We start from the raw sequence: 16,279 nt of genomic DNA on the forward strand, positions 1-16,279 counted from the left end.
ATAATGTAAAGTTTAATTTACAATTATGAAAATCTTGTTGTTTTTTCCTCCCTGGACCCGTAAACTGGGTTGGTATCTATTAATTCCATCCTTTTTAGCTGGATTGTATTGCATTTTCACGGATTTTGAAGTGGATTTTTTAAAATTACCCATGTTTGCAATTTATCAGGATCAATTTATGGGTCAAACCTCCTATTTCAGTTTGGTTGAGGATAATCTCACCATGGAATTAATTGGCGTTTGCTATGTTTTGGGTTTGTTGTTCACCGGTTTTTCCAAATTGCAAATCGAAGATGAGTTTACCATTCAAATGCGATACAATGCATTGATGTGGTCTACTTTGATGAGTTGCTTTTTATTAGGATTCACCTTGTTGTTTTTTTATGGAACTGGATTTTTTATTTGTATGATTTTTAATATGATTTCCATTCCGACGATTTATGTTCTGCGATTTAGTTATTTAATTCATCGCTCAAATTCAAATGCCGAATGAAAAATCAACTGAAAGTATTTCGGGCCATAAAAAATATGACTCAGGATGAATTGGCCAAAGCGGTATCTGTCAGCAGACAAACGATTTATGCAATCGAATCATCAAAATATGTTCCATCCACTATATTGGCATTAAAACTGGCTGCAATTTTTGAAACAGCGGTAGAAAATGTATTTATACTTGAGCCGTCTGATTTTTCTAACAAAGACTCATTTTAATTTGTAGCAAGGGTAAGTTCATTTACATCAAAGGTGGAGAGTTGTTCAAATTGCCGAATTCTCTCGTGAATTTGCTCTTGCTTTAAATTACGGAGGTTATTCAGACTAAAGTCTTCCACACAAAACGAAGCCATGGTAGACCCGTAGATGATGGCGGTTTTCATATTGACAAAACTGGTATTATCGGTCCGTGCCAAATACCCGATCATACCACCTGCAAAACTGTCGCCTGCTCCTGTTGGATCGATCACGTCAGCTACCGGTAAACCGGGTGCAAAAAATATTTGTCCGTTGTGAAATAACAAAGCGCCGTGTTCCCCTTTTTTTATTACAAGGTATGCCGGACCCAATTGATGAATTTTGGCTGCAGCTCTTACCAGGCTGTGTTCCCCAGACAATTGACGGGCTTCTTCATCATTAATGGTTAGGACATCAACCCGAGCGATTACTTTTAAAAGGGTTTCCAGGGCATTGTTCATCCAAAAATTCATCGTATCCAAGACGATAAGTTTCGGTTTTTTAGTTATTTGATCCAATACCGCCATTTGGATATCCGGGGTCAAGTTTCCAAGCATCACGTATTCACTGGCTTTATAAGATTCCGGAAGTTTTGGGTCAAAATCTGCCAATACATTTAAATCGGTTGTCAGGGTATCCCGACTGTTCATATCCTGATGGTATTTTCCAGCCCAAAAAAAAGATTTTTTACCAGGAACCCGCACCAATCCATCCATATTGACCCCTCTTTTTTGAAGTGCCTGGATTTCTTCTTCAGGGAAATCGTCTCCTATAATTGAACATAATTTAATGTCATGATACCAGTATGAAGCAGCCCAACTGATATAAGTACAAGCTCCGCCAATGACTTTAGGGGCATTACCAAAAGGAGTTTCAATACTGTCGAAAGCCATGCTTCCAATCGTGAGAATGCTCATAATCAAGATTTTAAACAAAAATGAAAGCCCAACAGGTAATACCTCTTGGGCTTTTTTGCGCCTCCTCTTGGGCTCGAACCAAGGACCTGCGGATTAACAGTCCGACGCTCTAACCAACTGAGCTAAGGAGGCTTATTAAAACGGACTGCAAATATAAACCCAATGTGCAATTCCGGAAAAAAAATCTACTCTGAACTAAGGCTTGCCTGAATTAAGGCCCGATTCATCCGTGCTATATTTTCAAGGCTGATCTCTTTAGGACATTCTGCTTCACAGGCTCCTATATTGCTGCAAAAGCCAAAGCCTTCAGCATCCATCTGCTTAACCATATCTTGTGTCCGCCTCAGATGTTCGACTTTACCTTGTGGCAACAAACCCAAATGTGAAATTTTAGCAGCTGTAAACAACATGGCCGAACCATTTGGACATGCTGCAACACAAGCCCCACAACCAATACAAGCAGCCGCATCAAACGCTTTAGAAGACTGCTCTCTGGAAACCGGTATCGCATTTCCATCCTGTGCCTGACCTGTATTTACCGAAATAAAACCACCTGCCTGGATGATGCGATCAAAAGCAGAGCGGTCCACCACCAAATCCTTAACAACAGGAAACGACCTCGCACGAAATGGTTCAATGACAATATCATCTCCATTTTTAAAATAGCGCATATGCAATTGACAGGTTGTAGTCCCTCCATTTGGTCCATGTGGTCTTCCATTGATCACCATACTGCAAGCTCCACAAATTCCTTCTCTGCAATCATGATCAAAAGCTACCGGATCTTTTTTTGCATCAATCAATTGTTCATTCAATACATCCAGCATTTCTAAAAACGACATGTGTTCATTAGCAAGCACTTCGTAATTTTCAAAAGCACCTTTTGCTTCACTATTTTTTTGACGCCAGATTTTTAAATTAAGTTTCATTTTAGATAGTTGATAGTTGTTAGTTGACAGTTGTTAGTTGACAGTTTGAGGTGTTAGTTATTTTAGGTTTGAATTTTTGTAATAATTTATCAGTCCCTGAATTAGTTTTTTACATTCTGTAACTAAATCTATCATTCTTAAAAGATGATTTGCATCAATCAATTCCTTATCCGCAATCAAAAAAATAAGTGTTTCTGTTTCATTTAAAGATGCTTTTGATATGGACAAAAACTGAATGGTTTCTTTTTTGTATTGTCTTCCAATACCCTCAGCTATATTTGAAGGTACCGACACCACTGCTCTTGAAAGTTGATCTATCAACACCCGCTCTTTAAAAATTTCAATCGTATTAATGATTTCATAAACATTCTTCACAAGCAAACGACTTTTTTGCCAAACAATCAGGTCTTTGTAATCCATCAAATTAGTTTTAAAATAATTCGTACTAAATATTTTCAAACTATTCTTGACAAACTAAATAAGCCCCAATTTTATTTATAATTTATCTTCTCCCTAACACCTAACATCCATCTCTTCAAACTTCCAACTATCACCTAACAACTATCACCTATCAACTATCACCTATCAACTATCAACTATCAACTAACAACTATCAACTATCCCCTATTTATAGCTTCTGCTTGCAATTTTTACATTTTCAAATTCCAATTTTTCTTTTATTAATTCCGGTTCGTTTTCGAGATTTGGCCAGAACCAGGCAGCGACATAGGCAAAGTTTTCATCGTCGCGTAAAGTTTCACCTTCACCCGTTTGGTATTCTTCCCTAAAATGGCCACCGCAAGATTCATTTCGATGCAAGGCATCTACAATCATTAGTTCGCCCAATTCAATAAAATCTGCAACGCGACCTGCTTTTTCCAATTCTGGATTAAATTCATTTGTTGATCCTGGTACGAATACATCTTTCCAAAAATCCGTGCGCAATTCCTGAATCAATTTTCTGGCTTTTTGCAATCCTTCTGCACTTCGTGCCATTCCGCAATAATCCCACATAATTTTTCCAAGACGGCGATGAAAGGATTCAACAGATGTATTTCCTTTTATGCCAATCAATTGATTTAATCGTTGTTGAACCTTTTCTTCTGCACTTATAAATGCAGCATCATTCGGATCAATTTTTGCAGTGCGGATATCTTCTGATAAAAAATTACCAATGGTATAGGGCAACACAAAATAACCATCTGCGAGTCCTTGCATCAAAGCCGATGCACCCAGGCGATTGGCTCCATGATCAGAAAAATTGGCTTCTCCCGTTGCAAATAAACCCGGAATATTGGTTTCCAAATTATAATCTACCCACAATCCACCCATCGTATAATGGACAGCAGGATATATTTTCATCGGTGTTTTATATGGATTTTCACCAGTAATTTTTTCATACATTTCAAACAGATTGCCGTATTTCTCTTCGACCTGTTTTTCACCCAATGAACGAATGGTTAATTCATCGGGATTATGTAAACCCAAAACATGTGCTTTTGATTTTCCATATCGTTGGATCGCGGCAGTAAAATCAAGATAAACCGCAAGTCCGGTAGGACTTACACCCAAGCCTTTATCACATTCCACTTTTGCAGCACGGGAAGCCACATCTCTGGGAACTAAATTTCCAAATGCAGGATAGCGACGTTCTAAAAAATAGTCACGATCCGATTCTAAAATATCATTTGCTGATTTTTTTCCATTCCGAATGGCTTCAGCATCCTCTTTTTTGGCTGGTACCCAAACGCGACCATCGTTTCGAAGCGATTCAGACATCAGCGTCAATTTGGATTGATAATCGCCAGATACCGGAATACACGTTGGATGAATTTGTGTAAAACAAGGATTTGCCAAATAGGCTCCCTGGCGCACTGCTTTCCAGATGGCAGTTGCATTAGAACCCATGGCGTTGGTAGATAAGTAAAAAACGTTTCCATAACCGCCCGTTCCTAAAACCACACAATGCGCTCCAAAACGTTCTAGTTTACCATTCAATAAATTACGCGCAATGATGCCTCTGGCTTTCCCATCAATTAAAACCAATTCCAACATTTCATGGCGATTGTACATTTTTACATTCCCCAAAGAAATTTGTCTGCTCAAGGATTGATAGGCACCAATTAATAATTGTTGTCCGGTTTGTCCTCTTGCATAAAAGGTACGACTCACCTGAACCCCACCAAATGAGCGGTTCTCCAACAAGCCTCCATATTCTCTGGCAAAAGGAACCCCCTGTGCTACGGCTTGATCTATAATGGCTGCACTGACTTCGGCCAAACGATACACATTGGCTTCGCGCGCACGATAATCCCCTCCCTTGATTGTATCATAAAATAAACGATAGACACTGTCTCCATCATTCATATAATTTTTAGCAGCATTGATTCCACCTTGTGCAGCGATGCTGTGTGCTCTTCTGGGACTGTCATGAAATGTAAAACAATGGACCTGGTAACCCAATTCACCCAGACTGGCAGCTGCTGCAGCTCCTGCCAATCCAGTGCCCACCACGATGATGTCTATTTTACGTTTATTGGCCGGTGATACTAAAGGTACTTTAGATTTATAACTGGTCCATTTCTTATCAAGCGTTCCTTCCGGTATTTTTGATTGGATGGTTTTCATATTCAATTAAGCCTGCGTTAAATAAATATAGATCGGTAAAATTGCAAATCCCAATGGAACTAAAATAGCATACAGCCATCCAAGAGTCCGAATGAGTCCGTTGTATTTTTTATGATTAATTCCCAATGATTGAAATGCTGAATGAAATCCATGGATTAAATGCATCGCAATGAATATCATAGAAACAGTATAAAAAATTACATACCCAATATTTTTATACACTTCAACAACCGGAGTATATAAATCCTGATAATCATGATCATGGCCCGGATATTGTAAAACAGGAACAGCCCCTAATTTCATTTGCAACCAAAACTGATACATATGTATCACTAGAAATACTAAAATTAAAAGTCCCAAATGAATCATATATCTTGCAAAAAAACTGTCACTGGTATTTGTTGAAACCGCATACTTGCTTCCTTTGGCTTTTCGATTTACCCAAGCCAGATAGATTCCCTGAATGCTGTGAAGTATAATGGTAAAATATAATGAATACGAAATCAATTTAATCAGCGGATTGTGCGTCATAAAATAGGTGTACAAATTAAATTGCATGCCCTGATCATCTCTGAGCAATTGCAAATTACCCAATAAGTGTACGATCAGGAAAAGCATTAAAAAGATCCCGCTCAGACTCATGACCACTTTCCGGCCGATCGATGATCGAAATAAAAAATCAATGAACCATTTCATAGATTAGACTGGTTTTCAGCGGCAAAGCTATGATGGAAATGCCAATAATGGAATGCCAAACTGCATTATAATTGAAGTCAGCAACAACGTAAAAAAACCAAATAATAAAATTAATTACTGAGATTGTACCTAATAAAAATTTGGAATTTCAGGCATTTGCTTAAATGGCTTGTTCGAGGTCTGCTATCAAATCACTTACATCCTCCACACCAATACTTAATCGAATCAAACTGTCGGTAAGTCCATTGGCGAGCCGATCCTCTTTTGGAATTGAAGCATGGGTCATGCTGGCAGGATGACCGATTAATGATTCCACCCCTCCAAGGGATTCTGCACAAGCAAAAATTTTGGTTTTTGAAAGGATGCCTTTAGCCGTTTCAAATTGACCATCTTTCAAATCAAATGAAATCATTGCTCCAAAATCATTCATTTGTTTTTTGGCTATCACATGTCCCGGATGATCTTCAAACCCCGGAAACAGGACTTTAGAGATTTTGGGATGTTTTACTAAATAATTAGCAATCTGATTTGCATTATCGCATGAACGTTGAACTCTTAAATGGAGGGTTTTAATGCCTCGCAATACTAAAAAACAATCCATCGGACCCGGAACGGCCCCACTGGCATTTTGGATGAATTTAAGTGCCTCGTACAATTCTTTGGTCTTGCTGATGATCGCACCATGGACCACATCGGAATGTCCTCCTAAATATTTTGTAGCTGAATGCAACACTAAATCTGCACCTAAGTCTAAAGGTGTTTGTAAATATGGAGAAGCGAAGGTATTATCAACACAAACTAAGATATTTCGTTGTTTAGCGATTTGGCAGATGGCAGCAATGTCAACAATATTTAACATTGGATTTGTTGGCGTTTCTATCCAGATCAATTTGGTGTTGTCTTTAATTTGGGATGCAACAAACTGAGCATCTTGCATGGGTATAAATCTGCTATCAATTCCAAATTGTTTAAATATTCGCACAAGCAAGCGATACGAGCCTCCATACAAATCGTTTGTTGCGAGCACTTCATCTCCACTTTTCAATAATTTAATGACTGCATCCATAGCGGCCAATCCGCTGCCAAAACAAATTCCACCAAAACCATTTTCGAGTGCTGCCAAATTTTCCTCAAGCACTTGTCGGGTTGGATTTTGAGTGCGTGCATATTCAAATCCTTTATGATTGCCCGGGCCATCCTGAACATAGGTAGACGTTTGAAAAATTGGGGTCATGATTGCCCCTGTTGAAGGATCCGGATGTACTCCTGAATGAATCACTTTCGTATTGAATTTCATTAATTTTATTATTAATGGTTTAAATAAAAAAAACCACAAAGCTTATAGTAAACTTTGTGGTTTATAAGTCTAGAGTATGAATTACTGTTTATGGAGAATATCAAATAATAAGGTTTTTTTATCTAAAATTACCTGTACAAAATAATTTCCAGCCGAAAGGTTTTGAATTGCGATCGGTTGATTTTGATTCCTATTAAAATTACCTGAATCCACTGTCTTCCCTTCTGAATTAATCAAAGTATAAACTGCCTGATCATAATCAATTCCGTTGATTTCCATTTGAAAAAAATCAGTCGCTGGATTTGGAGTTAAGTTTAGTTTTGGAATTATCTTTTCTATAGTTTCACCTGCAACCAATTCTTGTTTATGAAGGAAGCGAATGGTCGTATCATTTTCTATTCCTGTAAAAATGGATTCTGTTTCACTGATTGTAAACTCAGCAACCGGACCAACAATTCCAGAAGCATACCAATGATGGTATTCAAAGGTAGAACTACCGAATGGTATTCCCGAAACGGTGATTTCTGTAATTTGCTTTGTTTTAACTTTTAATACAGGGTAAGTTCCTTCGTTAGTGGTTAGCATTCCACATCCATCTGCATTTGCATTGGATTGAATTTCAATTTTTCCTGTGGTTGTCCCCTGAGTTACGTCAGCTTCTGTTCCATTTTGAAAATTTTGTCCAAAATTTAATGGAAATGGAACAAAAATATATTTGTCTTTCCATACTATGGTTGTGCTGGTATCGTAAGAACCCAACCAATAAACTCCGTTACTATTCACTTCTACCATGGTAAAGCTTGTGTCTGGCTCATCCAGATCTATAGATGCCATATTTGCGGTAGGAAATAGGTTTTTAAATGGATACGCATCAATAGAAATAAAACCTTCATTATATCCGTCCACGTCCGGACCTGTAACATTCCATGTTTTATCTGAACCTGCTTGAGTCAAGGCATTTAAATCGATCCCCTGAAGATTTTCAAGAAATTTATATTCTGATTTGTGACCCGGTTTTGGTGCATTGGCCGAGGTATAGCTTATTTGCGAAAACGTAATTCCGCATAAACTCAGTGCTAAAAATGTAAAAAATGACTTCATAGGCTGTTTTTATAATTATTTAAGAGTAAGCTGAATTTTAAACTGGTGCTTACGTATATTTTGTGCAAATATCTTAAAAATATCTATCCAAATCTAGCATTTTACAAAACTGTTTACCGAATCACTACAAAATCCTTCATCAATACCGTATCTCCGGATTTTAAAATAAGACGATAATGACCCGTTATAAATGAATGAATATCTACTTTTAAAGAATGCTGACATTCTTCCAAACTGTTTACTAATAGCTCCTTAACTAAATTTCCTTGAAAATCATAAAATCTTAAATAAGCAGGAAACGCTTCAAGCCCCTTGAGTTCGATATACAGTTCATTACTCGCAGGCACTGGGTAGATATCCAGATATTTTTTATGTTGAACTACCCCTTGCAATTCACCATCCTGATTCGGTATGTCTGCAAAATCAAATGCATGATTTGAATTATTGAGATCCGATTTCCCTTTCAGTGTCGCACCGGTTGGAATCTTACTTTCTGCGGCATTAATTCCTTTAATGGTGGTTCCACTGATTAAATTCAGATTATTTGTAGTCCCTGATCCATGCAGATGGGTAACATCTGAATCGTACAAAGGATCATTTGTCATAAATGGAGAACCAAATGAAAATCCAGAAAGATTTTCAAACTTTACATAATAAGTTCCTGGTGGAACACAATCAAATGAATAATATCCATCGATTGAAGGGGTTCCTGGTTTAGGACCTGTCAATTGTACTGCGTATAAAGTTTGATTTAAATTGTTGTACAAACGCACCAGTAAACCATTGATTCCGCGTTCAGAAGGGTTGTAAACTGAATTGTAATTTACGTCATTCCAAACCGTTCCGAAAATAGATGCACATTGATACAAGCCCCCATCTAAATTGGGGTTTAATGAATTGATACTTAAAATTAAATTAGCACTGGTATTTAATCCGTTGCTGTTATCAATATCACTGTCTGTTAAATCAGTATCTGCATTTGGAATTGTGAATTTGGAATTTGCTGGTGGATTGACCTTCACATAATAGGTACCGGATTTTAATTTAGAAAACAAATACCGGCCATTTTGATCTGTCAATGTAGTTTTCAATTGGGCTTTACTTACTGCATCATAAAGTAAAACCTGAACATTTTTAATTCCTGGTTCGCCTAGTTCTTGTACTCCATTTCCATTTTTGTCTTCCCAAATAAATCCGCCTAATGATAAAAATGGAACAATGGCAACATCCAAACTGTCATAATTTGTGCCTGAATTAATAAGCACCGATTGACTAACTCCTGTTGACCCCACATCGCTGTCAATTTTACGATTTGTCCCTATCATTCTTTTACCAAAATAATAATTTGTAGCTGCTGTGCCCAGCTGTACAAAAATGAAATATTGCCCTGGATTCAAATTAGTAAATTCATAGAGTCCATTTGCATCCGTGGTATCCTTTGCAATTAAACCACCGATTACATTATATAAACAAACAACTACATTGGGCATTCCAAGTTCTAATGGATCCTGCAGGCCATTATCATTTAAATCTCTCCAAACAAAATCGCCAATTCGAGCAACCACATCAAACCCTTCCACATCGTGATCATCCTCATCGGTATTGTCTAATTTAAAATGACCGGAAATATTATTATTGTCTACTGAATTTTGAAATACGGATCGTTCTTTGACTGTATTAGAACCCAGATTTGATTCCGCCTCAATGATGTTCATTACCTGGAATCCTTCTGCGCTATATACTTCTGCATAATTTAACCAACTATCTGATTTACGAATTGCCGGATTGATATATTTTAAGTTTAAGAAAATGCAGAAGCTGTCATTTGGCAAAATCGTAATTTGGATTGTTGTAGTTAAGACAGAGTCATTTAGTTTAATCCAACTACTATTTAACATGGGATCAAATTCAAATCCATTTGGAAAATAATCACGAACAACCACATTCGATATTGGGGTATTTCCCTGATTGTAAACGGCCAATTTAAAATTGATTAAATCTCCATATACAAAGGGTCCGGAATTCGTAATTGTTTTCCTTAATGCAACATCTTGAATCAATGGGAGTGCAATATCAGATGCATCTGCATCATCCAATCCATTTCCACCGAGAAAATCATCAAATGGAGAAAATGGAATTCCTCCATTGTCATTGCCAGGTATGGTATCATACTGACTGTCAACATCCTGAATTAAACTGCTGTGAACCCCCTTGGCATCTGAAATTTCTGCAATGTTTAACCAACTCAATGCACCAGTTACTGAAAGCGGATTTATTTTGAATTTAATTAATACATATGCACTGTCTTCTGGAATTACTGGACCAGGTATTATGGTCTGCATCAAAGTTCCTGTAATAAACCAGCCTGGATTAATTGCAGGTAAAAAGCTGTATCCTGGACTCATGTAATCACTGATCAAAATTTGATAGGCAGTATCGCATCCTTGATTTACCACGGTAATTTTGTAGGTAATCGTATCTCCAAATTTAGTACCGTTTGCCATTGGCAAGGTCTTTTTTAAAGCAAGGTCAAATTTTGGACAAAGCACGGTTATTGTTTGATTGGCTGTATTCGTATTGCCGCAGTCATCGGTCACCAACCAGGTTCTGATGATTGTACCAGAACCATTGCATCCGGTCAGATCAATAAGATCATCATAATCAATTTTTGGCCATCCGCAATTATTAAAAAGGATGCTGGCATCTCCTGTAATACTTAAATCATTATAGTTTTGGGTACATGAAATTGTAACATCTGCTGGTGGTAAAAACACAGGTCGGCTGGTATCCTGCACTGTGATCGTTTGAACACATACCCTGCTGTTGTTGCATAAATCAGTTGCTGTCCAGCTTCTTTGGATCTGGTAATTATAAATACAAGTACCATCCACCCGATTGTCAGCATGACGTAATACCACAAATTGTCCACCGCAATGATCAGAAGTCTGGGGAATACCGGTTTGGCTGGTATCTGAAGGAGCTTCACAATTAATTGTCAGGGAAGGCGGACAGGTAATCGCTGGACCCGTTAAGTCTTCAACTGTAATTAACTGGGTACAAAATGCCTCATTGCCACAAGCATCGGTTGCCTTATAAATCCGATTGATTAGAAACCTGTTTGTACAAATAAAATCACTGATCGAATCTTTATGATGAATAACACCTACATTGCCACCACATCCGTCTGTTGCAGCAATTGCCATTGCATTTGCCGGGGGCACTTCACCAGCACATAAGACTGTTACATTTCCTGGACAACTAATACTTGGAAGTGTAAGATCGTTGACGGTAAGCATTTGAGTGCACAGTTGGGTATTCCCACTTAAATCAGAAACCCGATAGGTTCTTGAAATCGTAAACCGATTTGGACAAATTTGATTTGAAATGACATCCCCATTAAAATTGACATTTACCTGACCGACGCAATTATCATTTGCAATTACATTTCCTATGTCAGCCATTGGAACATCTCCTGCACAATTTAAATTTACATCCCCAGGGCAAATAATTGTTGGTGGAATTAAATCGCGGACTGTAATTTGTTGACTACAGGTAATTGAATTGTTGCTTCCATCGGTTGCCCGATAGGTACGTGTAATAATATAATTATTTGCGTTTATAAAATTGTTTACAACATCACTTAAAAATAACACGGTTACCGTCGAACTGCAATTATCAGAACGCAATAACAAATTTGGATCCGGTGGAGGTACTAATTCCGCACAATTAATTGTCAGATCGATGGGGCAGGTAATACTAGGCGGAACTTCATCCAATATAAAAATCTGTTGTGTGCATTCAACAAAATTGCCACAGGTATCTGTTGCGCGATAGGTACGCAAAGTGGTATATTTATTTTCACCTGTTTGATTGGTGATGATATCAGATATATGATTTACCCGAACAGGATTTGTACAAAAATCAAATGCAAATGGTGCATTCACATTGGCAGGAGGTACATTTCCTGAACACATTACAGTAATATTTGTTGGGCACGTGAGGATTGGTGCCACGTAATCTGCTACAATAATTGCTTGGGTACAAGTTGAAGTGTTTCCACAAAGATCTGTTGTTTTAAAACTCCTGAAAATACTAAATCGATTGAGGCAAGTTTGTCCTGTTAAAACATCATTCATGTGTTCTACAATCACTAATCCCCCACATGCATCGTTAGTTAAAACTGCATTTTTACTGTCCATAATGCTTGGCACATCTTTCGAACAACTGATAACAGAAGTAGAAGGACAATTTACATCCGGTCCGGTTTGATCATTGACACTGATTGTTTGTGTGCAATAATTACTATTCCCACAAATATCATTTGCCTGATATATTCTTGCGACAGTAAATCGATTCGGACAAGATTGGTTATAAATACTGTCCTTGACATGACTAATTGTAAACATTCCGGCACAATTGTCTGATGGGATTACGCTGTTTAGATTTAGTTGTGGAATTAATAAAGCACAGCTAACATTTAAATTCATTGGACAAGTCAAAACCGGTCTGGTTGTATCCTGAATGGTGATGGTCTGAATACAAGTTGCCGTGTTTGCGCATAAATCAGTTGCAGTCCAGGTTCTGGTCAGCGTTTTATTATTCTGGCAATTCCCGTTTGTATATAATTCATGAAATAAAATACTTGCAGGAACCGGATTACAGTTGTCCGATCCAGTCGGTATTCCCGTATTCGCCGGTGCTGTAGAAGCATCACAATTTATAGTAATATCAACAGGGCAAAAAATTATTGGTCTGGTCGTATCGACTACTTTATAATTCAAAACACAATTTACTGAATCGGTACCAGATTTAATTTTATAGGTTCGTGTTAATCTGCTGGTATCAAATGCGCATCCGGCACCTACATTCCAGCTATCGGTATTTGAAAAACTTAAAACTCCGCAATAACTATTGATCGTGCCACCTAATCCTATAAATCCTGCTTCATTCGTAATTGCAGTTGGAACATCCGGTCTGCAAGGATAAATGACATTGCTGGATTGTGGACAACCCACAGTCAATACAGGGCTGACTCCACTTACAGTTTGCGTACAAGTTCCCCCGGCAGAAATTGTAAAATTGTAATTTGAACCAATAGGATATACCAGGTTAATCACACCATTGACAACCGGATTGGGATCTGCTATGTTTGTAAATTTTAATGGATTCGGATTTGTTGAAATGGAGCTTGCCAAACCCGTATTGTCAGTAACAGTAAATGTGCCGTTTATGCCGCTGACATAGCTTGTAACAGTATAGGTATTAATTGCATTGCAAATTGCTTTTGTAGAATCAACATAGAGTAAACATGCATCCGCATTACCACAGCCCAATCGCGCTTTAAAATTTACAGAAAAATTTGCTGGATTGCAATTGCTCTGATCCCAGATTGCAAGATATAAATTGCTGGTTTTACTAAATACTGGAGTTGCTTTTGTCAACCAGGAAGTATTAAATTGATTTCCGCAAGCATAAAGTTTTAAATTGGAACAATTACCAGACAAGCTGTCAGGACCACTTACACTTTGCGTGGGATTGAGAGAATAATACAAAGCCCAACCAATATTATCTGAAGTTTCAACCTGAAAATCATAGCTACCAGCTAAAGCGCGCACATCAAAATTCAACCAAATAATTTTACATCCCAAGCCAGGTGTTGAAACGGCCACAGCATTTCCGGTTGTTGGGTTAAAACAAGTAATTTGAGATAAATCGATTGTAAATTGAGAAGGATCATACGTACAGGTTCCTGGACCAATATTCGTTTGGCTACTGGCAGAACCGGAACAACTTATAATACCATGCGCACTGGGAGCCATAATACCATCATCAATTGATCCATCCGAATTCCAGTGCGATCCTCCGGTCCAACGCTGCGTGCATTCACAGGGACTATCGTTTCCGATCATAAATGAACCTGTAGAATTAAAATGAATTCCATCAGTTAAATCTAAATGAAAGATCCCCTGATCGTATTTAATTTCACAAGAATGATTCTTGACAGAATCTCCTTCATGGGTTCTGGATATTTTTGAATTTATAGGGGGAACATAGTTATAATATGCCTCAGCGTGCATTTGAGCGCTGGTTAATAAAAATAGTAAAAACGCACTATTGTTCCTCAGACTGAATAGTGAAAACATGCTTCGGTTTTTGATTGGTTCTAATCTTCGCTAAAACAAAAGTATTTAGAGCAATCCAGAGCTGTAGCCGTAATTAATAAAAGATAATTAATATTTATTATTGAAATTCATAGCTGACTATAAACTACATTTATACAAAATGAAAAAAAATGTATAGATGAATTTACAATATCTGAATTTATAGTTTTAATCTTCAAATTTCAATGCGACGTTTTGAATAGCTCCACCCAATTGAACTTGTTTATAGAGCGTTAGTTGGCAATTTTCAACGCGTGAATCAAAACGTTTAACGGTCTGAAGAACCCGCTTTGCAATATTTTCCAATAAGGCTTCAGGTTGTTTCATTTCAGATTGTATCAGCGTATAGATTGTTTCATAATTGAGGCTGTCATCCAAATTTAAGAGCTCTTTATCGGGAATTTTAAAATCCAGTCTAAGGTCCATTTTTAATTCTGTCAAAAGCATTCGTTCTTCGGGATAATATCCATAATGACCGAAAAAGCGCATTCCTTCTAAAACCAGGCTAATTTTTTTCATTTATCCTTTTATAATATTAACAAGCTGTTTCATTGCTGCAGGCTGAGTCTTATATAAATTTGTGCAAAATTGACGAAAAGAAAAGACATGACATCAAAAACCAAAGGATTGGATCGTTACGAAGGTCATGATTATTACCAGATCGACGAATTGCTCAGTGAAGAACATTTATTGGCCCGCCAAGCGGTCCGGGAATGGGTAAAGCAAGAGGTAAGTCCAATCATTGAAGAATACAGCAATAAAGCAGAATGCCCACAGCATTTGTTTAAGGGATTGGCTGAAATTGGTGCCTTTGGGCCCAGTCTTCCCCGCGAATACGGGGGTGGTGGCATGGATGAAATTGCATATGGGGTTATCATGCAAGAATTAGAACGGGGAGATTCTGGAGTGCGGTCAATGGCTTCGGTGCAAGGATCCCTGGTCATGTTTCCAATTTATAAGTTTGGCTCTGAGGCCCTTCGGAAAAAATACCTTCCCAAACTGGGTTCTGGTGAATTTATTGGTTGTTTTGGACTTACAGAACCTGATTTTGGCTCCAACCCCGCTGGAATGATTAGTACCGTTAAGGATGATGGCGATAGTTATATACTTAATGGTTCGAAAATGTGGATCACCAATTCCCCGGTTGCGGATCTTGCAGTAGTTTGGGCTAAAAATGAAGCTGGAGAAATTCTTGGAATGGTCGTTGAAAAAGACTCCAAAGGATATTCAGCACCTGAAATCCACGGGAAATGGTCTTTACGTGCTTCCATAACCGGAGAATTGGTCTTTGAAGATGTACGGGTACCCAAATCAAATGTGTTTCCAGAAGTAAAAGGTCTAAAAGGTCCACTGTCCTGTCTTTCTAAGGCGCGTTATGGAATTGCATGGGGCGCATTGGGAGCAGCGTTGGATTGTTACGATACAGCCCTTCGCTATGCCAAAGAACGGATTCAATTTGGCAAACCGCTTGCTGCCTTTCAATTGACTCAGAAAAAATTGGCTGAAATGATTACTGAAATTACCAAAGCCCAGCTCATGGCCTGGAGATTGGGTGTATTGGCCAATAATGGTAAAGCCAGTCCTGCACAAATTTCTATGGCTAAAAGAAACAATGTCCATACCGCTTTGGTTATTGCAAGGGAAGCTCGTCAAATCTTAGGAGGAATGGGAATAACCAATGAATATCCTATAATGCGTCACATGATGAATCTTGAAACCGTTTTAACATATGAAGGGACTCATGACATTCATTTGTTAATTACCGGAATGGATATTACTGGAATTAATGCATTTGAAAATTAATATACAATATTCTGCGTA

12 protein-coding genes and 1 tRNA gene are annotated in these 16,279 nt (G+C 37.9%); 3 read left to right on the top strand and 10 right to left on the bottom strand.

The window, feature by feature from the left end; genetic code table 11:
- The first annotated feature begins 25 nt into the window (after positions 1–25).
- Together IPK91_08340 and IPK91_08345 are read left to right on the top strand one after the other, a co-directional pair.
- A complete protein-coding gene (locus IPK91_08340) occupies positions 26–493 on the top strand; it encodes a hypothetical protein (protein MBK8297267.1) in 468 nt (155 codons plus the stop codon).
- On the top strand, positions 490–711 hold the full coding sequence (locus IPK91_08345; GenBank protein ID MBK8297268.1) for a helix-turn-helix transcriptional regulator: 222 nt from the start codon (positions 490–492) through the stop codon (positions 709–711). Before IPK91_08340 ends, IPK91_08345 begins: the two co-directional genes overlap by 4 nt.
- On the opposite strand, the gene IPK91_08350 is transcribed toward IPK91_08345, so the two are convergent.
- From IPK91_08350 to IPK91_08395, 10 genes are all read right to left on the bottom strand, one after another.
- Positions 708–1,646: a bifunctional hydroxymethylpyrimidine kinase/phosphomethylpyrimidine kinase gene (locus tag IPK91_08350; GenBank protein ID MBK8297269.1), complete on the bottom strand. Its 939-nt coding sequence runs from the start codon at positions 1,644–1,646 to the stop codon at positions 708–710. The genes IPK91_08345 and IPK91_08350 overlap by 4 nt on opposite strands.
- A gap of 58 nt (positions 1,647–1,704) precedes the next feature.
- Positions 1,705–1,778, bottom strand: a tRNA-Asn gene (locus tag IPK91_08355).
- Between the two features lie 53 nt (positions 1,779–1,831).
- On the bottom strand, positions 1,832–2,575 hold the full coding sequence (locus IPK91_08360; GenBank protein ID MBK8297270.1) for a succinate dehydrogenase/fumarate reductase iron-sulfur subunit: 744 nt from the start codon (positions 2,573–2,575) through the stop codon (positions 1,832–1,834).
- Positions 2,576–2,632: 57 nt separating this feature from the next.
- A complete protein-coding gene (locus IPK91_08365) occupies positions 2,633–2,995 on the bottom strand; it encodes a four helix bundle protein (protein MBK8297271.1) in 363 nt (120 codons plus the stop codon).
- 204 nt (positions 2,996–3,199) lie between these two features.
- The gene (locus IPK91_08370; GenBank protein MBK8297272.1) at positions 3,200–5,203 is read right to left on the bottom strand and encodes a fumarate reductase/succinate dehydrogenase flavoprotein subunit; all 2,004 of its coding nucleotides are present in this window, start codon (positions 5,201–5,203) and stop codon (positions 3,200–3,202) included.
- Between the two features lie 6 nt (positions 5,204–5,209).
- Complete coding sequence (locus tag IPK91_08375) at positions 5,210–5,899, bottom strand: succinate dehydrogenase cytochrome b subunit (protein MBK8297273.1); 690 nt, start codon at positions 5,897–5,899, stop codon at positions 5,210–5,212.
- Positions 5,900–6,059: 160 nt separating this feature from the next.
- The gene (locus tag IPK91_08380; GenBank protein MBK8297274.1) at positions 6,060–7,196 is read right to left on the bottom strand and encodes a cystathionine gamma-synthase; all 1,137 of its coding nucleotides are present in this window, start codon (positions 7,194–7,196) and stop codon (positions 6,060–6,062) included.
- An 81-nt stretch (positions 7,197–7,277) separates the two neighbouring features.
- Positions 7,278–8,297 (bottom strand): T9SS type A sorting domain-containing protein, encoded by a 1,020-nt coding sequence (locus tag IPK91_08385; GenBank protein MBK8297275.1) that lies wholly within the window; start codon positions 8,295–8,297, stop codon positions 7,278–7,280.
- A gap of 113 nt (positions 8,298–8,410) precedes the next feature.
- Positions 8,411–14,440, bottom strand: coding sequence for a hypothetical protein (locus tag IPK91_08390; GenBank protein ID MBK8297276.1), 6,030 nt, complete (start codon positions 14,438–14,440; stop codon positions 8,411–8,413).
- Between the two features lie 186 nt (positions 14,441–14,626).
- Positions 14,627–14,977 (bottom strand): dihydroneopterin aldolase, encoded by a 351-nt coding sequence (locus IPK91_08395; protein MBK8297277.1) that lies wholly within the window; start codon positions 14,975–14,977, stop codon positions 14,627–14,629.
- A gap of 87 nt (positions 14,978–15,064) precedes the next feature.
- On the opposite strand from IPK91_08395, the gene IPK91_08400 reads away from it, so the two are divergent.
- The gene (locus IPK91_08400) at positions 15,065–16,261 is read left to right on the top strand and encodes an acyl-CoA dehydrogenase family protein (GenBank protein ID MBK8297278.1); all 1,197 of its coding nucleotides are present in this window, start codon (positions 15,065–15,067) and stop codon (positions 16,259–16,261) included.
- The last annotated feature ends 18 nt before the right edge of the window (positions 16,262–16,279 follow it).

The sequence above is a fragment of the Saprospiraceae bacterium genome, assembly GCA_016712145.1.
Taxonomy (GTDB): Bacteria; Bacteroidota; Bacteroidia; order Chitinophagales; family Saprospiraceae; genus Vicinibacter.